Source organism: Micromonospora sp. RTGN7, from assembly GCF_033804645.1.
Lineage (GTDB): Bacteria > Actinomycetota > Actinomycetes > Mycobacteriales > Micromonosporaceae > Micromonospora.
The window spans coordinates 691,370-710,832 of record NZ_JAPZLF010000001.1 but is presented as its reverse complement, the minus strand read 5'-3'; the positions used below and the strand labels follow the sequence as shown (position 1 = coordinate 710,832).

The window sequence follows — 19,463 nt, the reverse complement described above, 5'->3', positions numbered from 1 at the left end:
ATGCCCACCCCCTCCTGCCCGTACTGTTACACCAAGATCGACCTGCGAGCGCCGTGGTTCCGGTGCACGGGGCGTCGGTCACCGGGCAAGGACCCCTGCAAGCCTCAGTGGGACGAGGCCAGGGAGCGGGAGATCGGCATCAAGGAGATGGTGCTGCCGTCGTTCGCGGGGGCCCGTCGCGCCCTGCGGGCGGTGACCGCCTCGACGTGCCCGCACTGCGGCGCCGAGTCCGCGGTGAAGGTCTGCCCGACCTGCCACAGCCGGCTGCCGGCGACGTTCGGCGAGGGGCGTAGCCCGCTCATCGCCATGGCGGGCGCGCGGCACACCGGCAAGAGCGTGTACCTCAAGGTGCTGTCGCACCAGTTGCGACACGGCATGGGGCAGCGCTTCGGCGCCGACGTCCGGTTGGTCGGCGACAGCCAGTTCCGGGCCGAGACCGGCGGCGGCAGGGACTTCCTCGATCCGGCCGGTGCGCTCTTCCCCGACGGCGGGCTCTACCAGCGCACCAGCCAGGCGGAGTTCGGCCGGCGCGAGCCGATCGTGTTCGCCTGGCGGCAGAACCGGGGGATCACCGGCTACGAGACCACCTTTCTGTCCTTCTTCGACACCGCCGGAGAGGACCTGATCGACCAGGAGACGGTCGACAACCTGCGCTACCTCGGCGCAGCCGACGCCCTCATCCTGCTGCTCGACCCGTTCATGATCCCGCAGGCGCGGGACCGGATCCGGCTGCCGGCGTCGGCGGTCGACACGCACGCCAGCACCATTGACGTGGTCAGCCGGGTGACCGAGAACCTGCGGATCAGCCACCGGCTCGGTGGCCGCCGGAACATCACGATCCCGGTGGCGGTGGCGTTCGCGAAGATCGATGCGTTCTTCGACGTGCTGGGTCCGGACCATCCGCTGGTCCGCCGTCCGGCGCCCGGTCCCTTCTACGACGAGCAGGCCGGGCGGGTCACCCACGAGCACGTCCGCGCGTTGCTGCACGAATGGGGGGCGGACGACATCGACGCCCACCTCACCCTCAACTACCGCCACTTCCGCTACTTCACCGTCTCGGCGCTCGGGGCGGAGCCGGACTACGACGAGAACAAGGTCGACGCGCGTGGGGTCCAGCCGTTCCGGGTGGACGAGCCGCTGCTGTGGCTGCTCAGCGAGTTCAACGTGGTGCCGCGCACCAGGGCCGCCCGATGACCGGTCGGTTCGAGACGTTGGTCTACACCGACTGCCGCCCCGGTCAGGGGCTCAAGGGCGGCGCGGGGTTGCAGTTCCAGGCCCGATCCTCCGACGAGGCCGCCGCGGGGGAGGATCTGGTCAGGAACAACCTGCTCTACGAGCCACCGTCGTCGTGGATGGCCGACCGGCGGCCCGTCGCGCAGTACCCGCCCTCGTTCGCGCACATCCGGTCCGGCGGCCTCCTGGCCACGGCATCGGGGGTCTACCTGGGTCGCGAGGCCAACGGCACCCGGGAGGGCAACCAGCTCACCCACGCCATCCTCACCACCGATCCCACCAGCTACGACGACCTGCGGCCGGCGCAGCTCTTCCGCGCGGCGTTCTGGTCGACCGAGCCGGCGCGGACGACCCGCAGCGCGCCGGTGGAGCTCACCGCCGGGGCGGGTGCCGCCCTCTCCCCCGCCCACGCGCGGGACTTCGTGCTCGCCCAGCCCGACGGGCCGGAGACGCTGCGCGCCCTGGTCTCCGCCCTCGCCGAGGCCGGGCAGCCCGGCCGGCGGCGGGTGCTCTTCGTCGGCGACGACACGGCGTCGGTCGTGTCGTGGATCGTCGCGGGCACCCTCCTTGTGCCCCGTGAGCGGGCGCTGGAGTTGGGGTTCAAGGTGTTCTCGACCGACCCGGCGCGTTCCGCCCTGCCGATCGTCGCGGTGCTGCCCGAGTTCGCCGGCTCGGCCGGCCGGGTCGACAACGAACTCGGCTACGCGGTGTTCGACCTGTGCCGGCACGAGCACACCCCGGTGGCGCCGACCGCCGCCGCCCGCCGCTGGGTGGACCTGTTCCTCGCGGAGGACCCCCGGGACGTGGTGGACGCCCTGCACGTGGCGACCGAGTCCGGGATCACCCTCGCGGGCGAGCAGTCGGACGAGGTCGCCGCCGCGCTCGGGCTGGCCGCCATCCTGCACCGGAGACCGAACCCCCGGTACGCCAAGGCCATCGTGGGCTGGTTGCGCACCGGGCCGGCGAGGATGCGCCACGCGTACGGCGTCGACGTCGCCGACCTGTTCGCCGAGACCCCCAAGCGGTGGCCGCAGGAGGTGCTGGTGCTGCTCGACGAGGTCGGCTGTGACGGCCTCGTGCCCGGCCGGGCCGCCGAGGTCCGGCTCGCCCTCATGATCAGCGAGGTCGAGGCCGCCCGGCTCCGGGGTGCGGTGACGGATCGACCGCTGCCCGCGTTGCCGGCCGGCGAGTGGAACGCGGACCACGACGAGCAGGCCCGGCAGGTTCTCACCGACGCCCTCACCTCGGGGGTGCCGCCGCTGCTGCTCGCGGCCCTGTTGCAGGTGGCCGGCCGGTTCCGCGTCGACGTGCGGTGGGACGACATCAGGGAAACCGCCGAGCCGTTCCTCGGGTACTGGGCGGACCATCCCCAGGAGATTCGTTCCCACGGCTGGCCGTGCGCCACTGCGCTGGACGAACGGCTCATCGCCGTGCTGGGCGAACGCGCCCTGGGCGGCGAGGCGGCCCAGGCCGAGATCGGCGACGCCTGGTGGAAGGCGCTGCTCCGCCGCGTCGGGACGTTGCAGCAGCCACTGGCGGAGGCGGTGCTGGGCGCGGCCGTACGGCACAGCGACAACCGGGCCGCCCTCGTCGAGCAGCACCTGCACGAGGCCCGGCACGAGGCCGGGCGGTTCTCCTGGACGGCGGGCGCGCTCTGGAGCCGAACGCCGCCGACGACCGCCGAGCTGGAGCTGGTGCGGGACCTCGCTCCGGAGGGCACCCGGCCGCCCGCGTGGGTGTTCCGTGAACTCGTCGCGCAGGTCACCGGCAGCGCGGTGCCGACCCCACGGCTGCTCGACCTCTGCCGGGCGCTGCTCGCCGGCGGGTTGATGACGGACACCTCGCAGGTGAACGGGGAGCTGGAGGACGACCACACCCTGACCGCAGTCGTCGCCGAGCTGCGCCGGGGTCCGGACGGTGAACGCACCGCGACGCTGCTGCGGCACCTGCGCGGGTGCTCGCCGCGCCTCGTGGAGATGCGGCAGGCCGACGTCGCGTCGGCGCTGGCGCGGGTGGTCGCCTTCCAATCCCTGGACGCGGTGCTCGACCGGCACCCGGCCCTGCTGGAGCCTCTCGTCGCCCGGCTGGCCGAGGCGCTGCACCACGAGGACGCGGTGGCGTCCGCCGTCCTGTCCTACTACCTGCTCGCGGGGGCGGGCGGGTCCGCGACCCCGCAGGCGACGCGGCTCGAACAAGCCCTCGGGCACTGGCTGACCCGGGCCCAGGACGAGCAGATCGAACGCGCCGGCCGGCACTTCGGCCAACTCGACAGCGCCTGGCGTGACGGCTGGCAGCGGCACGTCGAGGCGTACCGCCACCGGCGCCTGCGCTATCGGCTGACCCACCCGTTCGGGCGCCGGTGACCGATGCCGTACATCTGGCTCTTCATCTACGTGGCGGCCTGCGTGACGTGCCTGGTCTTCGTCTCCGCGCCGCTGGCCATCGTCGGAATGGGCGCCGGACTGGTCGGCGGCCTGGCCCTGGCGCTCGGGCTCGCCGGCGTCGTCCTGCTCGGCCGGGCGTCCTGGGCCCGGGTGTGCACCCCCGAGCAGGTTCGCCGGGGCGCTCTGCCGGGGCGGGTGGCACCGGCCTTCGTCCGCCGCGACCGGGCCTGGCCGCAGTACTTCGCCGCCCAGGTGCTGCTCGACGTCCGCGCCGTGGCGGAGCGAACCCTCACGATCACCGGTCGGGTCTGGACCCGGCCGCTGCCGTGGGCGCGGGCCCACCAGGCCTGGTGGCCGCTGTACGTACCGGTCGTCGCCGTCCAGCTCGGCGTGTCGCTGGGCGCCGCCGCCGGGGTCCTGGGTGTCGCGCTGGTCGCGGCGGGTGTCACGGCGGCGGCCTGGCTGGTCGGCGGGGCCGCGGTCCGGCTGCTGCGCGGGGCGGACGCGGGCTGGCAGGCGGTGCGGCGCTCCCGGGCCAGTTGCCGGCACTGTTACCAACTGTCGGCCGTGCCCGCGTACCGGTGTCTCGGGCCGCACCCGACGGATGACCGGCTGGCGGGCGACGACCTGCACCGGGACCTGCGGCCTGGCCGGCTCGGCGTGCTGTGGCGGCGCTGCGGCTGCGGCTGGCGGCTGCCGACCACCGTCCTGCGGGCCGCCTCCAGCCGCCGGCTGGAGGCGTACTGCCCGAGCTGTGGGGAGGCCATGCTGCCCGGTGCCGGGGTGGTCACCGACGTCCGGATGCCCGTGTTCGGTCCCGCGTCGGCCGGCAAGACCCAGCTGATCATGTCGGCGCTGGTGGGGCTGCACCACGGCGGGGAGGAGGCCGGCGCCGACGTGTCCCTCCCCGACGAGCGAGACCGGCAGCGGCACGAGATGTACGCCCGCCTCATCCGGGACGGCGAGTCACCGGCGAAGACGGACGCCGGCGGCCCACCCGTCGCCGTCACACTCCGGCTGGCCCTGCGGTCGCGGGTCGCGCTGGTGCACCTCTTCGACGCGGCGGGCGAGAACCTCGTCGACCGGGAGCAGAACGCCCGGCTGGCCTACCTCGACCACGCCCGCTCGCTGATCTACGTCCTCGACCCGTTCTCGGTGCGGCGGGTACGTGACGAGTACGCCGAGGGCGCGCCGGACGTCTTCGCCGCGGCGAACCCGGCGACGCATGACCCGGAGGACGCCTACAACGCCACCGTGCAGCGGTTGCAGGACTACGGGGTCCGCACCCGCAGCCGGCGGCTGGCGTTCGTCGTGTCCAAGGCGGACCTGCTCGGGAAGCTGTCGGCCGGCCCCGGGGACCCGGACGGGGTGCGGGCGTGGCTGGTGGACAACGGGCTGGGCAACCTCGTCCTGACGGCCGAGCGCGACTTCGGCGAGGTGCGATTCTTCCTGGTCTCCGGTCGACGCGCGGGCCGGGAGGGCGGTTTCGGACCGGCGAGTTGGATCCTGGCACGGGAATGGGGCGGCCTTGACTGACGACGGACGACAGCAGCTCCCGCCGGCCCACCGTGCCGCACGGCTGACGGTCCTCGTCGCCCTGGCCGGCGTGCTGGTCGCCGGCCTGCTCGCGGACGGCCTGACCGGCGTCGTCGGCGCGGCCTGCCAGCGCGGCGCGAGCGTCATCGCCCAGCTCTGGGCACCACTGCGCGACGACGGCGACACGGCGTGGTCGTAGCCCCTCGGGCACACCGCCGCCGGCCGTGCCCACCGGCAGGGATCCGGTCCCCCACCGGCAGCCGGACCCGGTGAGGTCAGGCGTCCCGGATCACCGTGCCGTGCGGCCCGACCGACAGGTGCAGGGAGACCTGCCCGGGATGGTCGAAGACGTGCCCCACCAGAGGGTCCCGCACCAGGCGGTCCAGGACGTCGCGGATGCTGCGTACCCCGAGCCGCAGCGCCTCCGGCCGGCGCATCACCTCCTGCACCCGCAGCACGACGGCCTCCTCGTCGACGGTCAGTCGCACGCCCTGGCGGCCGGCGCTGGCGGTGAGCTGCGCCAGCAGCTTGCGGACGATGCGATCGACGAACTCCGGTCGCAGGAGGTCGAACACGGTGATGCCACCGCCCAGCCGGCCGAGCAGCTCAGGCCGCCCGAGCCCGGTGGTGAAGTGCTCGCGTACGGCCCGTTCGAAGTGCGTGGTGACCGTGTCGTAGTCGGGCAGTTCACCGCCGTCGAGCCAGCCGTACGTCTCGGCGGCCCCCAGGTTCGACGTGAAGATGATGATCGTCTCGGAGAAGTAGGCGGTGTTGCCCAACGCGTCCGTGAGCCGACCGTCGTCGAGCACCTGGAGGAACTTGTCGAACACCGAGGCATGCGCCTTCTCGATCTCGTCGAAGAGCAGCACGCTGAACGGGCGCTGGCTCACCCGGTTCGTGAGCTCCCCGCCGCGTTCGTGGCCGACGTACCCGGGTGGCGCTCCGGTCAGCCGCTCCGCGGAGTGCGACTCGGCGAACGTCGACATGTCGAACCGGGCCAGCGCGGTCTCGTCGTCGAAGACGAACTCGCTCAGCGCCCGGGCGAGCTCCGTCTTGCCGACGCCGGTAGGCCCGACGAAGAAGAAGATCCCCTTGGGGCGCGACTCGGAGCTGTGCGGGTCGGCCACGAAGTCGATGCCGACGGTGGCGGCCGTCAAGGCCCGGCGGACCCGGTCGACCGCGACGGGCTGGCCGACAACCCGGTCCTCGACCGCGGGGACGAACTGGGTGAGCCGGTCCCGGACCTGCCGCCAGGGGTCCCGACGGGGGCCGAAGAGGGTGCGTTTCATCAGCGTCCGGGGCTCGTCCAGCGGGATGCGCTGGAGTTTGCTCATCCGCCACAGGCCGTCCAGCTCGGTGACCGCCATGCCCTCGCTGAGGTTGGCCAGCACCCTCAGGTCGTCAGGTGCCCGCCGGGCGTCGGCCGCCTGGTGGAAGTTGCGGGCCTGCTGGTGCAGGTACACGTGCCGCTCGTCGAAGGTCGGCAGCGCCGCCTCGACCACCTGGACGTACGGCCGGTCCCGGTAGAGCCAGGCCGGCAGGGTGCCCAGGTCGTCGGCGACCAGCACGAGCAGGTTGCGCACCGCGCCGGTCTGGGCCGCCTCGGTCATCGCCTTGGCCATGGTGCCCAACAGGCGACGCTCGGCGTCCCCGCCGCGGTCGGGCGGGGCGAGCATCAGATCGACCAGGTCGACGATGAAGGCCGACGAGGTGGTGCCCTGCCGCAGCACCATACGGATCGTGGCCAGCGCGTCGTACGGGTTGCTCAACGTCGGCGCCGGGGCGTCGCGCAGCGCGGCGGCGAACCGGTTCCGGACCGCGCCGGCCCGGCCGGTCGACACCGGCGGCTCGGGCCCGGTGGACCGGTCGCCGTCCACGGCGGTCAGCCGCTGGAACTCCCGCTCGTCGTCCGGGCCGGCGAAGCTCAGCCCGTCGATCAGGTCGTAGTAGCCGGTCAGCTGGTAACCGAAGACCGACAGCAGCCCGGTGACCGCGTTGCGCAACGGCTGGAACGACCGGTCCCACCGGACCAGGTCACGGACGTTGCCGTGGATGATCACGTGCCGGCCCCGGGCGATCTCCGCGGTGACCCGCTCCAGCCAGGCCGCGGCCGGGCGGGCCGTGGGCCGACCCGGCGAGCTGTCACTCACGGTCGGCTCCGGTCGTCGTGGCCGGCGCGCTCCTGCGCCTGTCGGGCGGGTGGCCTGGGCCTGCCGGGTTTGCCCTCCCAGTACAGCCCGTCGGCGGCCACGCCCTGCCGGCCGAGCTGGACGTGGAAGCGTTCGAGCAGTTCCTCGGTCAGGTCGCAGCGGGAACTCTCGCCGTCCGGCGAGGTCTCCACAACCGTGTCGGCCCCGTCGCTGCGGTACTCCAGCCGGTTGCCCCGGCCGTCACCGGCGTGCACGGTGAGCTCGATGGCCGACCCGTCGGCGCGCTGGGCGAGGAAGACCACCGTCGCGTCCCGCTCCGCCAGGCTGCCCGGCACCACCCGCAGGCCGGCGGCGGGCAGCGCGGCGCTGGCCGCCTCCACGATGACCGCCATCCGCTCCAGCTGGTCGAGGCGGGCGTCGACCTCGGCCGTCACCACCTCGACGCGTCGACGCAGCCCGGCCATCCGGTGCTCCCAGCGGCTCAGGTTTCCGGCGTCCCGTTCCGCACGCAGGTCGGCCACCTCGGCGCGCAGCTCGGCCGCCTCGGTCACCGCGACCCCCGCCGCCTCGGCGTCAGTCAGCACGACGGTCAGCCGGCTGGCGATCTCGTCGGCCTCCGTGGCCAGCCGCAACAGCTGACCCTGCCGGTCACGGACCGTCTCCAGGTGCGCCCCGACGGCCTCGCCGAGCCGCCGGTGGGTCTCGGTGAATCTCCGGGCGTCCCCGGTACGGTCCTGCGCCTCGGTCCGCAGCGCCGCGACGGACCGGTGCCCGGCCGGGTCGAGGCGTTCGCCGTCGACCAGTTCGCGCAGCGGTTCGAGGATGAGGTCAAGGGCGTGGCCGTGCTCCCGGCGGGTCAGCTCCCCGGCCACGGCGGCGGTCAACGCGTCCGCGCGGCGCTCGGCGCGACGCAGCTCCCCGCCGGTCCGGGCGAGGCCGGCCTCGTCGGCGGGCTGGGGCAGGCCGGCGACCCGGGTGACCTCCACGGCCACCTCGGCGCCCTGGGGCAGCGCCCGGGACGCGTCGGCGAGGTGGCGCAGCCGCGTCGTCAGGGCGTCCCTGCGCGCGGTCGCGGCCACGATGCCGGCGTCGAGCCGCCGCCGGCGGGCCTCCTCCCGGCGTCGCCGACGTTCCTCCTCGCGCCGCAGCCTGGCGGCCTCCACCTGGGCCCGGCGGGCGGCGTCGAGCGCGACGGTCGTGTACTTCGGACTTCCGGACATCATCGGCCTCTCTCGTCGGTCTGTGCGGGATCGGCGGACGGCGGCGCGGTGTCATCGGACGGCGCGAGCACGATTCCCCGGGCCGCCATGGCGTCCTCGAACCCGGCGCGGAAGTCGGCCACCGGCGGAACACCGATCCACTCGACGCCGTCGCCGGTCAGGTGCAGCTCGATCCCCGCCGAGACGTCCCGGTCCGGCGGCGCGTGCCGGTCGGTGAGGAAGTGCAGCCGCTGGTTCGCGGAGCCGCGCCACCTCAGGTCGGCGTGGCGGGCCGCCACGTAGGGACCGTCCACGAGAATGTCGAGCTGCCCCAGCAACCGCCGCTGGGCCGAGTCGCCGCGCTGGCGCAGGTGCTCGATCGGGTATCCGCTGAACGACATCACCGACCAGTCGCGGCCGGCCCGGATCCGGTCCACCAGCGCGCTGAGCCCCGCCGCCTGTGCCATCGGCTCGCCGCCGGAGAACGTCACGCCGGTGATCTCCGGCGGCAGGCCGCCGAGCCAGCCGGCCAGGTCGTCGACGGAGCGGGTGGTCCCGCCGGTGAAAGGCAGGTCCTCGGGCGCGACGCAACCCGCGCACCGCAGCGGGCAGCCCCGGACCCAGACGACCGCGCGCAGACCGGGGCCGAGCACGGCGGTGCGGTCGGCGACCCGGCTGATCCCGATCGTCGTCGTCATCGTCCGCCTCCGGGGAACGGGTCGGGTGCGCCGGCCTCGACCATCCGGCACCAGGGGCAGTGCCGGGCCTCGCGCGGGTACACGTGGGTCGCCACGGCTGGGCAGGGCGACAGGCTGTCCCTGGCGTACGCGAGGGCCGCCGCCCAGGACTGCGGGCCGGGGCGGGCGGCGGGCGCGGCGTACCCGGCGTCGAGGGCATCGCCGAGCCGGCGGCGCAGCACCCCCGGCAGGGCCTCCGGCGGGACGGCGGCGGCGGGCACCCGGACGTCGGCGCCGAGCAGCCGGCACCGGCGGAGCCGGACGTTGTCGACCTCCTCGACCGGCCCGGCGGCCTCCCGGGGCACGCCCCCGAAGGGGTGGAAGCCGAGGCAGGTGAGCTGCGCCACCAGCACGGCCAGGGCCCAGTGGTCACTGGCCGGTTCCCGCCTGCGCGACGGCTCGTCCAGGTGCTCGGGCGCCGTGTACTCGGGCCGGGAGAACGGGCACGTCAGGTCCTCCCCGGTCACCGGGTCGCGCAACTGCCAGCCGTCCGCGTCGATGAGGCAGACACCCCCGGACGCGGAGACGAAGACATTCGCCGGTGCGAGGTCACCGATCACGTGCCCACGCTGGTGCACGACGTGGACGACACGGGCCAACTCCTCCGCCACGGTCAGCCACCAGGACCACGTCGCGCCGGGCAGCATCCGGGCCCGGACGGACGGATTGAACAGGGTCGGCAGCGGGGCGAAGTGCGGGTGGGCGAGCCGGGGCGCGGCGTAGCCGAGCAGCCGGCCGTCGTCGCGCCGGTACACCGCGGCACTCGGCCAGGCCACCAGCGGCTGCCCGGGCCCCCCGACCCAGCCGGCCGGGTCGGCGAGCATGACCCGCAGCCGGTCGGCCAGCTGCACCCGGTCCGCGCGGTGCAGCACCTTCACCACCGTGTCCGGCCGGTCCCGCAGCCCGAAGACCCGCCCCTGGGAGCCGGCCGATCCGACCGGGGTGCCCAGGCTGGCGGCAGAGCGGCGTCCGTCCGGGGCGATCAGCCACACGTCGAGGCTCATCGGGGCACCGCCAGCACGAGGGTGCGGTCGTCGTCGGTGAGCGCGCCGACCCGACGGCCGCAGAGCAGCCGGGTCAGCGCCGTCGGGTCCGGGTCGGCCGCCTCGACCAACGCGAAGAGCTGCCCGAAGGCTGCGGCGCCCGGCCTGCTGGGCCGAGTCCCGTCGTACTCGACGAGGAGGCTGTCCAGGCCGTCGGTGCACACGGCGAGCCCGGTCAGGTCGGGCAGCCGCGCGACCAGCCGGCGGGTGTCCGTCCCGGCCCGCGCCGTCGGCAGCAGCGCCGTCGCGCCGGGTGGCCGGCCGGCGGCGTCCGGCGGGGCGGCCAGCAGGGCGAGGTCGCCACCGTCGGTGCGGACCACCACAACACCGTCACCGACGGCGAGCACGCCGACCCACGGGGGGTGGGCGACCACCACGGTCACCGTCGTGGCGAAGTCCTCGGGACGGAACCCGCCGGCGGCCCGCGCCAGGGCCCGCGCCGCCCGCCGGAACCGCCGGAAGAGCTGGTCCCGCGCGGCATCCAGCAGGGCGGACCAGGCGACTGCGGTCCCCGGTGGATGGTCCCGGACGAGGGCGACGAGCACCTGCGTCGCCAGCACGACGACCATCGACGCGCCGGCTGCGGCGCAGCGTCGCCCGCCGGCACCGTCGGCGACGACGAGCAGCAGGACACCGTCGACCTCCCGCACCGCGTACGCGTCCTGGCTGCTCACCCCGGCGCGGGCGTGCGCCCCGCCCACGACACTCCCGGCCAGGACCGACCACCGCGCCGTCACCAGAACTCGTCCCCGTACACCTGGCTGCGCACCTGCTCGAAGTCGACGTGTTCGGACGTGGCCACGAGGATCAGGTCGAGCAGCTTCCTCAGGTCGAGGTCTGCCAGCGGGAAGTAGCCGTTGGCGGTGGCGAGCGCCCGCATCACCTCGTCGTCGACGCCCGGCACGCCGAACGCGAACAGCCGCATCCGCCCGGTCGAGCGCCACTGTTCGAGCCGTCGGGCGAGCGGTTTCCAGTCGTCCGTCGGATTGCCCTCGGCGTCGGTCGGCGCGCCGTCGCTGACCAGGATCAGCCGCGGGCCGCCGGTCTGCTGGGCGTGGACCGTCTGTACCTGCCGCCGCCGTTGCTCCACGAGTGACAGCGCCAACTCCACCGCCTCCACCATGGGCGTCGCGCCGCCCGCCACCAACGGCGCCAACTCCAGCCGCGACGCGGGTACGAAGGCCCCGCCGTCGTCGGCCGACGGGGTGCCGTCGCCGGACACCACGCTCACTCCGCCCGCGCCGAAGGTGACGACCACGAACTCGACGTCCCGGAGCGGACCGCGGCCCTCGGCGCGCAAGGTCGGCAGCCAGCGGGCCAACTCCCGGTTGAGCGCGTCGATGGCCACCACCCCGTTGCTCTGGGTGGCGGCCATCGAGCGTGAGGTGTCGATCAGCAGGGCCACGAACCGACGCCGGTGCGTGTCGGTGACGAACTCGACCTCGTCCGGCTCGTCCGTGTCGTCCTCGAACAGCGCAAAGGGGTTCACCGGGGGGTCGCGCCCTCGGCCGGGTCCGCCGGCGTCGCCGGGGGTCGCCGGACCACGTTTCGGGTGCGGGACCCGACTGCCCGCGACCGGGTGGGGAAACTCTCCACGTCCCTACCTGACGGACCGCGCAGCCGTCCCGCCCGCACCTCGTCGCCGCCCGGACACCACGTCAGCTGTCCGCGCCGGCGGCGGCCCAGGCCACGCCGTACGCGTAGCCCTGTTGCAGGCCGACGAAGGCCGACGACACCTCGCCGATGCTGTCCGGGCTGAGCCGGTCCCCGCCCGGCGCGCGGTCGTCCACGGAACGCGGCGGCACGCCGTCCAGGCGCCAGACCAGCGCGGGGCCGCCCCCCGGCGGGAACCGCAGCCGTACGGTGCAGCGGGCGCACGGCGCCAGCGGCTGGAAGACGTAGTGCTCCCGGATCGGCTGACCCGCCGGAATGCGGTAGTGCAGGCACAGCTCGTGCCGCTCCCCGGGTGCCAGGATCCGGGGCAGGGTGAGGACGAGCCGGAAGAACTGCCCCTCGTTGTGCCGGGTCACCTCCCGGATCCGGGCTCCGTAGAGGACGTCGACGGCGACGTCGTGCTCCGGCCGGTCGTCGCCCGGTCGCCGGGGCAGGCTGAACTGCACGGTGATCTCCCCGACCGGCCGGATCGCCACGACGTCCCGTGTCTCGTAGAGCTCGGGTGACGGCGTGTCGAGCCGTAGCAGCGCGTGCATGCCGTGCAGGTGCCAGGACGGGCCCGTGTCGGACGGGGTGTCCGCGACGGCGGCGCGTACCAGCCGGGACACCGCCTCGTCGATCCGGCGGCGCGCTGTGCGCTGCTGGCACGACAGCTCGCGCGCAAGTTGGTCCGTCCGCCGGTCCAGCCGCAGGTAGGAGTGCTCGGGATCGAGCGCGTACGCCAGCACGAGGGCACGACGCAGGTCGGTGGGCATGTCCGCGGAGAGGGCCAGCAGGGTGGCCCGCACCTTCGCGCGTACCACCGGGTCCGGCTCCGCCGGCGAGATGCCGCACAGGTCGGCCAGTCGCGGCCCCAGGCGACGGAGCAGGGGGCTGCTCTGCAGACCGGGACCCCGACGCAACTCCAGCAGTTCCTGCCGGAGCCCGTCCTCGTACGAGGGGCGGGGTTCGCTCCCTGGGCGCAGGGTCGTCTCCTTTCTGCGGGTGGTCCGTCAGACGGTGGGGAGGCTACCGGTCCGCAGCCGGCGGCGCGGCCCGTCCCGCGCCGGCTGTCCACTTCACGACCATCATCTGACCAGCAGATTGGCAATCGTCTGGCCAGTGCCGATCGGCAAGTGGCACGAGTATTGACGCGTCACGTCGTATTCCAGGGCGGAGACCGTGGTGCCGCCCGGGTGCCGCAGGCATTCCGCCGCACCGGCACCCGCCCGGACCGGAAGCGTCCTCAATGGTCCACGAATCGCCCTTGCACTGCCCTGGGGGCAACGCACGGCGCGCACGTCCGACATATTTGTATCGATCACCGACAACCATTTTCGATCTGCAAATTGCAGATGACAACCCCCTTAGCTCGGCACCTGTTCCGGGAGAAGCGTCATGACGAACGTGAATGACACGACCTCGCTGCCATCCCCACGCGCCGCCACCGACACCCCGGCGGTGGGCCGGACGGCCCGCGCGCTGCTGCCGTCCCGCCCCCGGTCCGAGGTGAGGGAGCTACGCGACCTGGCCCGCCGGGGGGAGCTGGCGGCCCGCGCGGCATCCGCGCCGCCCGCGGCCCGCGCCCGGCTCGTCAGCGCCGCGTACGACATCGTCTGGCCGATCGTCTTCCAGCGGGTGACCCGGCCGGTCGAACGCCGGCGGGGCCACTGGGCCTGCGCGACCGCGGTCCAGATGCTCGCCGACGACTGCCTCGACCGCCACCACGACGACGTGGAGGCCGTCGTCACCGACCTGATGGCCAACGCCAGGGTGCCGATCATCGACGTGGAGCGCTGGGTGTCCGCCCGGCTCACCGCCGCCACCGTCGACGGTCACCGCCGCCGGCGCGGCCGACGGGGCGCGCTGCAACGCCCCCGGGTGCCGGGCTGGCTCGCCGCCGAGCTCGGCGAAGACCCCTGGCTGACCGACCTCGCCGTGCAGATCCTCACCTGGGTCGGCGTGGCCACCACCGCCGGCACCCAGCTCTGGCCGTTGGACAGTTGGGCGCAGCGGCGGGAGTCGGTGACCGGCGACCTGACGGGCAGCGACGGCCCTGCGGTGTCCCGGGAGGTAGACCGGGTGCTGGCCGCCATGCGGCGGCGACCGCGCTGGTACGCCGACTACGTGGAGCGTCCGCTCGGCGGCAAGCGCCCCCCGGTCCTCGCCGCACCCGGCGACGGGGTGGCGGACCCCCGCCCGCTACTGCCCTTCGGCCCGCAGGAGCGCGCCGAGGCCCAACTGGCTGACCTCGCGTCCGCTGCCGTGGCGGCGATCGGCCGAGGGCTGCGGTCCGGAGCGGACCCGGTGGCCACGGTGGTGGGGGTCCTCGGCACAGTTTTCGGCACGGGCACCGCTAGCGAGGAGATCGACCGGACGCCCGACGGCGCACCGCGCCCCGACGAGTGGGTCTCAGCCCTGCTCGACGACGCCGATGCCGTCCGGCGCGTCGTCGACGAGGTGCTGCGTGTCATCGGTGCGGCCCCCCAGTAGCCGAAGCGTCCGGGCCCGGTCGGTCACCAGGGCCGCGAGGGTGGCCGGGGGCACCCCCGCCGCCCTCGCGGCGCGCCACGCCTCGACGAGTTCCCGCTCAAGGAGCCGCCGAAGGCTCTCCCGGTGCCGGGGCGAGAGTTCTTCCGGCATCGGGGCGGGTGCGGGGCCGGCCGGATCGTCGGGGCTCACCGCCGCACCGCCGCACCGCCCGCCGGCCGGTGACCCCGGCTCACCGCCGCCCGCCGCCCGCCGCACCCCGGTCCGCCCGCTCGACCGGGCGGTCGGACGGTCTTCGCCATCTCTCCTCCGATCCGTGCCACACCAGCCTGCGTCACACGCCCTCACCTGACGGACGGCCGGGCCCCACGGGCGCAGACCGCCGGCCCGCCGGTCATCGGGCGCGTCCCGTGACCGGCGGGCTGATCTGCGACATCATGCTGTCAGCGGCAGGACCGCCCTCGATGTGACTCCACGTCCCCTCCCCTCGACGTGCCGGACCGTCCAATGCGGGTATTGCATCCCCTCCCGGCGAGCGGTATTCCGGGAAAGGACGGGATCTGCCGGCACGCATCAGGAGGACACCGCATGTCTGCCGCACCGCCGGACGACGACGCAGCCTGGTCCACTGGGTCCTTTATGGACCGGGTTGCCTCCACCACGCGCCGGGAGCTGCTGGCCCTCGGCGTCACCCGCACGGTGTCCGCCGGCCGGCGGCTGCTCGCCGAGGGGGCTCGGGACACCCACGTCGAGGTGATCCGGCGCGGCTTCGTCAAGGTCACCGCAGCCGCGGACGGGACGGAGCGGCTGCTCGCGATCCGCCTGCCCGGCGATCTCGTCGGCGAGTTCGCGGCCATGACCGGTCAGGGTCGCACCGCGACCGTGACGGCGTGCGGCGACGTGGTGTCCACCGTCATCAGGCAGGCAGACTTCCTCGCCTACCTCGGCCGCCACCCCACGGTGGGTGCCCAGGTCACGGCCACCGTGGGCGAGCGACTACGGTGGGCGAACACCCGCCGGGCGGACTTCGCCGCCTACCCGGTGCACGTCAGGCTCGCCCGGGTGCTCGCCGACATCGCGGCGCACTGCGGCCGGGCCGACGACGACGAACTCGTCATCGGGGTCGACCTGAACCACGCCGAGCTCGCGACCCTGGTCGGAGCGGCGACGGACACGACCCAACGGGCGTTGCGGACCCTCCGGGAAAAGAGACTGATTCGCACCGGCTACCGCCGGATCGCGGTTGTCGACCTGACCGGCCTCCGCGCGCTCGCCGCCCCCGATGAGCCGCCCCCCGATGAGCCGCCCTTCGATGAGCCGCCGACCTGAAGGGGCCCTTCCCCACCCGGTCACTCCCGCCAGCCGGCCAGTTCGATTCCCTTGGCGAGTTCGACCCGGAAGCCCATGGTGATCTCGGTGCTCTCCCCGGGCGCGAGTCGTAGCCGCCAGGTCAGCTCGCCCAGCTCGGTGCGTTCGGCTGGCGGTGGGGTGAGGGTGGGTTCCCGGACGACCACTGCCTCGTCGCGGGATACCGGGAGTTGGTCGCGTACCTCCACGGTCGCCGGTCGGGGTGTGTGGTTGGCCACGCCGATTCGGTACTCCACGTCCCGCCGTCGGGTGGAGCCGAGGGTGGCCCGGGTGTCGGCGCGTCGGCGCAGTTTCCGTTCTACCCGTAGCCGGTCGTCCACCCCGAGTGCCAGTTCGGTCTCCTCGCCGGGTGCCCACGTCGGCAGTCGGGTGGCCGTGACGAAGTCGGCGCCGTGGAAGACTGCCGCTGGGCCGGGGAGCAGCGTGTGTGCCGAGGTGTTGCGGACCGTCGCGCGTAGGTGCGCCTCGGCCGCGTGGACCGGCACGGTCACATGGTCCAGTAGGGCCGGCAGGTCCAGGACGGCGATGGTGGCCCGGTGCGCGCTGCCGTCGGCGGGTACCGCGACCGGGCGGGCCGGCCGGTAGGTGGCCGCGCTGACCCCCTGCTCGACCGCGGCGACGCTCTCCCGCACCTTAGGGGCGCGGCGGGCCGGACCGGGCCGTACCGCCCGTGAGGGCCGGCGGCGCGCCGGGCGGCGGGGATCCCGGCCACATGTCGAAGCTGGCCGCCGGCATGGGCGTCTGCGGCGGCGCCGGCCGGACCCGGTCGAGATACCAGGGCGACAGTTCGGGTACGCCGGCCGCCGCCGCCGGGCGGGCGGTCGAGAGCTGGAGTACGCACTCCGGCCAGTCCTCGCCGGTGTCCTGACTGACCAGACCGAACCAGGTCACGGTCATGGTGCCGTCGACGAGGTTCCTTACCCCGGCTCTCCTCGGGCAGCAGCCGGTTCAGCGCCGGCAGTCGGTCGCGTATGGCGGTTGCGGTCAGTTCGCGTCCCAATCGGTGGCGAGCAACCCGAGAATGACCTCATCAGCGAAGTCCCCATTCACCCAAGCCGCGCGGCGCAGGGTGCCTTCGGGCACGAACCCCGCCTGGGTGGCTGCTCGTATCATCGCGGCGTTGTCTGCCAGCGTCTCGATCTGCAACCGATGCAGGCCGCGCACCGCGAGGCCGTAGTGGCACAGCACCCGGATGACGTCGGTGCCCAGCCCACGGCCGCGGAAGGCCGGCCTCAGCGAGATTCCGATGTGAGCCATTCTGTTATGCAGGTCGATGCCCCACAACAGCGCCTCGCCCGCCAGTTCGTCATCGGCGAGTTGCACCACCGAGAAGCACGCGGCATCGTCGGTGGGGTCGGAAACCGTGTATGGCGACGCGGCTGAGCCGGGTGCGATCGGACGCCATGGACGGGAGTCGGCCTTTGACCGGGTCGCGACGTCGTCGTAGAGCTCAGACTGCAGGACGGGAACGTCGGTTTCGTGTCGGGCCCGCAGCCCGATCTTGTCGCCACGTAGCATGCCGTGTTCCTACCCGACCGACCTGTCGTGATCAACCTGGTTGTTCGCTGGACACCTCGCGAACTCCGGCCTGGGCGGCGGTGGGTGTCTGCTCGGGCCGGACGCCGGGCAGCGTCCATGGTTGCCGCGGTGGGTGCGGCGTCGCGAACGACATTCGGCACCACACCACGGCCACCTACGCGATCTCGTTGACCTGCCCGCAGTCAGGGTTCGATCGGGCGGACCCGGCCGTGGTACCGCTCCAGAAGGTCGGCATTGCGCGCGTCGCCCGAGGCGAGATTCGCGGATGTGTACACCGGCGGGTTGATGCCGCGCTCCAGCAGGCGGCGGCAGACCAGTTCGGTGAGGAGCTGCGCGATGAGCACCCCGGTGAACGACGAGATCGCCCCGATCCGAACCTCTGGGGTGATCTCCAGTGCCGCGTCCCCGGCCGGGGCGTGGTTGTCGATCACCACATCAGCCAGGTCGGCGAGATGCGCTCCCTGGGTCGTACGCGCCCCGGCGGAGCGGGTGTGTGCGAGTGAGGTGACGGCGATGATCGGATGCGCCCGATCACGGGCGAGCGCCGCCATCTCGGTCACGGCGGCGTTGATGCCGGAGTTGGAAACGATCAGAAAGGCATCCTCCGGGGAGGGCTTGGCGAGCTCGTAGATCCGCTCGGCCAGGCCGGACTCGCGCTCGTACGTCGGGTCGAGGATCGGTCCCGGGTCGGCGCCGCCGTACATCACGAGATCCTTGACCGCCAGCATGCTGACGGGGACGAGACCACCGGCGCGCGCCGCGAGTTCGAGGGTGACGATCCGCGAATGGCCGGTCCCGAACGTCTGCAGGACACCACCGGCGGCGATCGTGTCGGCAACGAGCGTGGCCGCCGACTCGATCGCACCGAGTTGGGTGGCGAGGATCTGTTCGAGTGCGCTCCGGGCGATGTTGGCGTAGGCGGGTTCAGACACTGTTCCTCCTGGAACGGTCATGGTCGCGGGCGGCCTCGACGGCAGCCTCGACGGCGGCCTCGACGAGGATCTCGCCGCTACCGGCGCTGACCGGGCTGGCATAGGTTTCGTAGCAAGGTGGTGTGTCGCGGGTGGGCAGGTAGCCGAGGTAGCCGTTCGCGTAGCCGAGGACGACGACGTCGGAAACCTGGTCCCCCGCCCCAAGGCGGATCGCTTCGCCCAGTTCCAGGAACATCTCGCCGGGCACGCCAACGATCGTGACCCCGTCGAGGTGCACCGCCGCGACCTCGACCACATATGGTTCGGTGCGCCGGCGGGCGGCCTGCTCCTCCGCGATCCGCAGCCCCTGCTGCAGGACCAGACGGATCCGACCGTCTCCGACCTGCGGGGTCGGGCGGGCGGACGCATCGAGCTCCGCCGGCTGTTTGGGCCGTAGCCGGACGTTCCGCGACACCGGTGGCCGTACCGGTGCCGCGGAGTTGTGGCCGACAGGTGGCGACGGCTTCAGGCGGCCGGCTACCCGGGCGCCGAGCCGGTCCACTTCGGGTCGCCCGGTTCCCTGGCGGGTGTGCCGGGTACTGATGTCGCCGGCGGCGCCGGTGGCGACGAGCACCCATCTGTCGGGTGCGGACAATGCTCGGCGAATGCCGCCACTCAGGTCCGCGCTCACCTGGTTGTTGTCGGCGGGCAGGACGGTCGGGTGGACCGGGGAGATCACTATCAGGCCGACCACGTCGGTACCCGCGGTGACCACGATGGTGTCGACGGGAATGTCCATCGCTGGCGGGTTCGCGAGGTTACGGCGACCCGCGAGCCCGGAAACCAGGGTGCGGGTGGCGCCGAGCCGGGCTGCCCGCTCGGATGCCATGGCGTGGCGCGCGGCCGCGAGTGATGCGGCCACGAGCCGGTCGCCGACGGGCCGTGGCGTGACCCCACCGCCGGGGAAACAGCCCGCCTCGGGGCTCGCGTGCGTGTGCGTGGCGGCAACCCAGCAGGAGGACACCCCGATGCCCCGCATGGCGGTCCGGATCCGATCGACAACGTCGACATTCACGCAGATCAGGTCCGCGACGACCAGCGCGAACCGGTGGCCGTCGTCGGCGAAGGTCACCACGTGGACCTCTATCGGGTCGAGCACGCCCTGTACGCCCTGGGATCGGTCGACGTATCCACCCATGGGTTCTCCGGGCACGACCGCG

19 protein-coding genes are annotated in these 19,463 nt (G+C 73.6%); 6 read left to right on the top strand and 13 right to left on the bottom strand.

The window, feature by feature from the left end; genetic code table 11:
• The 4 genes from SNR22_RS03090 to SNR22_RS03075 are packed head-to-tail and all read left to right on the top strand — an operon-like array spanning position 1 to position 5,352.
• On the top strand, positions 1-1,194 hold the full coding sequence (locus SNR22_RS03090) for a hypothetical protein (protein ID WP_320064871.1): 1,194 nt from the start codon (positions 1-3) through the stop codon (positions 1,192-1,194).
• Positions 1,191-3,596, top strand: coding sequence for a GTPase-associated protein 1-related protein (locus tag SNR22_RS03085; protein WP_320064870.1), 2,406 nt, complete (start codon positions 1,191-1,193; stop codon positions 3,594-3,596). Before SNR22_RS03090 ends, SNR22_RS03085 begins: the two co-directional genes overlap by 4 nt.
• Before the next feature lie 3 nt (positions 3,597-3,599).
• Complete coding sequence (locus SNR22_RS03080) at positions 3,600-5,153, top strand: TRAFAC clade GTPase domain-containing protein (RefSeq protein ID WP_320064869.1); 1,554 nt, start codon at positions 3,600-3,602, stop codon at positions 5,151-5,153.
• Positions 5,146-5,352, top strand: coding sequence for a hypothetical protein (locus tag SNR22_RS03075; RefSeq protein WP_320064868.1), 207 nt, complete (start codon positions 5,146-5,148; stop codon positions 5,350-5,352). Before SNR22_RS03080 ends, SNR22_RS03075 begins: the two co-directional genes overlap by 8 nt.
• Positions 5,353-5,428: 76 nt before the next feature.
• Here SNR22_RS03075 and SNR22_RS29335 read toward each other — a convergent pair whose 3' ends face one another.
• The 7 genes from SNR22_RS29335 to SNR22_RS03040 form a co-directional block, all read right to left on the bottom strand.
• Positions 5,429-7,303, bottom strand: coding sequence for an AAA family ATPase (locus tag SNR22_RS29335; RefSeq protein WP_413775576.1), 1,875 nt, complete (start codon positions 7,301-7,303; stop codon positions 5,429-5,431).
• Positions 7,300-8,523 (bottom strand): hypothetical protein, encoded by a 1,224-nt coding sequence (locus tag SNR22_RS03065; protein ID WP_320064867.1) that lies wholly within the window; start codon positions 8,521-8,523, stop codon positions 7,300-7,302. Before SNR22_RS03065 ends, SNR22_RS29335 begins: the two co-directional genes overlap by 4 nt.
• Positions 8,523-9,200, bottom strand: coding sequence for a 4Fe-4S single cluster domain-containing protein (locus tag SNR22_RS03060; protein WP_320064866.1), 678 nt, complete (start codon positions 9,198-9,200; stop codon positions 8,523-8,525). The genes SNR22_RS03065 and SNR22_RS03060 overlap by 1 nt, the downstream gene beginning before the upstream one ends.
• Complete coding sequence (locus tag SNR22_RS03055; protein WP_320064865.1) at positions 9,197-10,243, bottom strand: hypothetical protein; 1,047 nt, start codon at positions 10,241-10,243, stop codon at positions 9,197-9,199. Before SNR22_RS03055 ends, SNR22_RS03060 begins: the two co-directional genes overlap by 4 nt.
• Positions 10,240-11,019, bottom strand: coding sequence for a protein phosphatase 2C domain-containing protein (locus tag SNR22_RS03050; RefSeq protein ID WP_320064864.1), 780 nt, complete (start codon positions 11,017-11,019; stop codon positions 10,240-10,242). Before SNR22_RS03050 ends, SNR22_RS03055 begins: the two co-directional genes overlap by 4 nt.
• Positions 11,016-11,771 carry a hypothetical protein gene (locus SNR22_RS03045; protein ID WP_320064863.1) on the bottom strand — a complete coding sequence of 252 codons (756 nt, stop codon included), beginning with the start codon at positions 11,769-11,771 and terminating at the stop codon, positions 11,016-11,018. The genes SNR22_RS03050 and SNR22_RS03045 overlap by 4 nt, the downstream gene beginning before the upstream one ends.
• Positions 11,772-11,940: 169 nt before the next feature.
• On the bottom strand, positions 11,941-12,858 hold the full coding sequence (locus SNR22_RS03040; RefSeq protein ID WP_320064862.1) for a hypothetical protein: 918 nt from the start codon (positions 12,856-12,858) through the stop codon (positions 11,941-11,943).
• 475 nt (positions 12,859-13,333) lie between these two features.
• Here SNR22_RS03040 and SNR22_RS03035 point away from each other — a divergent pair, with 475 nt between their 5' ends.
• On the top strand, positions 13,334-14,428 hold the full coding sequence (locus tag SNR22_RS03035) for a hypothetical protein (protein WP_320064861.1): 1,095 nt from the start codon (positions 13,334-13,336) through the stop codon (positions 14,426-14,428).
• Here SNR22_RS03035 and SNR22_RS03030 read toward each other — a convergent pair.
• Entirely contained in the window at positions 14,348-14,617 is a 270-nt protein-coding gene (locus tag SNR22_RS03030; RefSeq protein WP_320064860.1) for a hypothetical protein, read from the bottom strand. The genes SNR22_RS03035 and SNR22_RS03030 overlap by 81 nt on opposite strands.
• Positions 14,618-15,013: 396 nt before the next feature.
• Here SNR22_RS03030 and SNR22_RS03025 point away from each other — a divergent pair, with 396 nt between their 5' ends.
• The gene (locus SNR22_RS03025; protein WP_320064859.1) at positions 15,014-15,754 is read left to right on the top strand and encodes a Crp/Fnr family transcriptional regulator; all 741 of its coding nucleotides are present in this window, start codon (positions 15,014-15,016) and stop codon (positions 15,752-15,754) included.
• 20 nt (positions 15,755-15,774) lie between these two features.
• Here the strand turns inward: SNR22_RS03025 and SNR22_RS03020 are convergent, their stop codons facing one another.
• From SNR22_RS03020 to SNR22_RS03000, 5 genes are all read right to left on the bottom strand, one after another.
• Positions 15,775-16,425, bottom strand: a complete 651-nt coding sequence (locus SNR22_RS03020) for a DUF4139 domain-containing protein (protein ID WP_320064858.1) — start codon at positions 16,423-16,425, stop codon at positions 15,775-15,777.
• A 1-nt stretch (position 16,426) separates the two neighbouring features.
• The gene (locus SNR22_RS03015) at positions 16,427-16,684 is read right to left on the bottom strand and encodes a DUF4139 domain-containing protein (RefSeq protein WP_320064857.1); all 258 of its coding nucleotides are present in this window, start codon (positions 16,682-16,684) and stop codon (positions 16,427-16,429) included.
• Positions 16,685-16,777: 93 nt separating this feature from the next.
• Positions 16,778-17,311 (bottom strand): GNAT family protein, encoded by a 534-nt coding sequence (locus tag SNR22_RS03010; RefSeq protein WP_320064856.1) that lies wholly within the window; start codon positions 17,309-17,311, stop codon positions 16,778-16,780.
• A 203-nt stretch (positions 17,312-17,514) separates the two neighbouring features.
• Positions 17,515-18,264, bottom strand: a complete 750-nt coding sequence (locus tag SNR22_RS03005) for an SIS domain-containing protein (protein WP_320064855.1) — start codon at positions 18,262-18,264, stop codon at positions 17,515-17,517.
• Complete coding sequence (locus tag SNR22_RS03000) at positions 18,257-19,441, bottom strand: hypothetical protein (protein WP_320064854.1); 1,185 nt, start codon at positions 19,439-19,441, stop codon at positions 18,257-18,259. Before SNR22_RS03000 ends, SNR22_RS03005 begins: the two co-directional genes overlap by 8 nt.
• Positions 19,442-19,463: the final 22 nt, after the last annotated feature.

Coding starts and splice junctions, on each gene's coding strand:
- SNR22_RS03090 (WP_320064871.1), top strand. CDS start 1: ATGCCCACCCCCTCCTGCCCGTACTGTTACACCAAGATCGACCTGCGA.
- SNR22_RS03085 (WP_320064870.1), top strand. CDS start 1,191: ATGACCGGTCGGTTCGAGACGTTGGTCTACACCGACTGCCGCCCCGGT.
- SNR22_RS03080 (WP_320064869.1), top strand. CDS start 3,600: ATGCCGTACATCTGGCTCTTCATCTACGTGGCGGCCTGCGTGACGTGC.
- SNR22_RS03065 (WP_320064867.1), bottom strand. CDS start 8,523: ATGTCCGGAAGTCCGAAGTACACGACCGTCGCGCTCGACGCCGCCCGC.
- SNR22_RS03060 (WP_320064866.1), bottom strand. CDS start 9,200: ATGACGACGACGATCGGGATCAGCCGGGTCGCCGACCGCACCGCCGTG.
- SNR22_RS03055 (WP_320064865.1), bottom strand. CDS start 10,243: ATGAGCCTCGACGTGTGGCTGATCGCCCCGGACGGACGCCGCTCTGCC.
- SNR22_RS03035 (WP_320064861.1), top strand. CDS start 13,334: ATGACGAACGTGAATGACACGACCTCGCTGCCATCCCCACGCGCCGCC.
- SNR22_RS03025 (WP_320064859.1), top strand. CDS start 15,014: ATGTCTGCCGCACCGCCGGACGACGACGCAGCCTGGTCCACTGGGTCC.
- SNR22_RS03010 (WP_320064856.1), bottom strand. CDS start 17,311: ATGCTACGTGGCGACAAGATCGGGCTGCGGGCCCGACACGAAACCGAC.
- SNR22_RS03000 (WP_320064854.1), bottom strand. CDS start 19,441: ATGGGTGGATACGTCGACCGATCCCAGGGCGTACAGGGCGTGCTCGAC.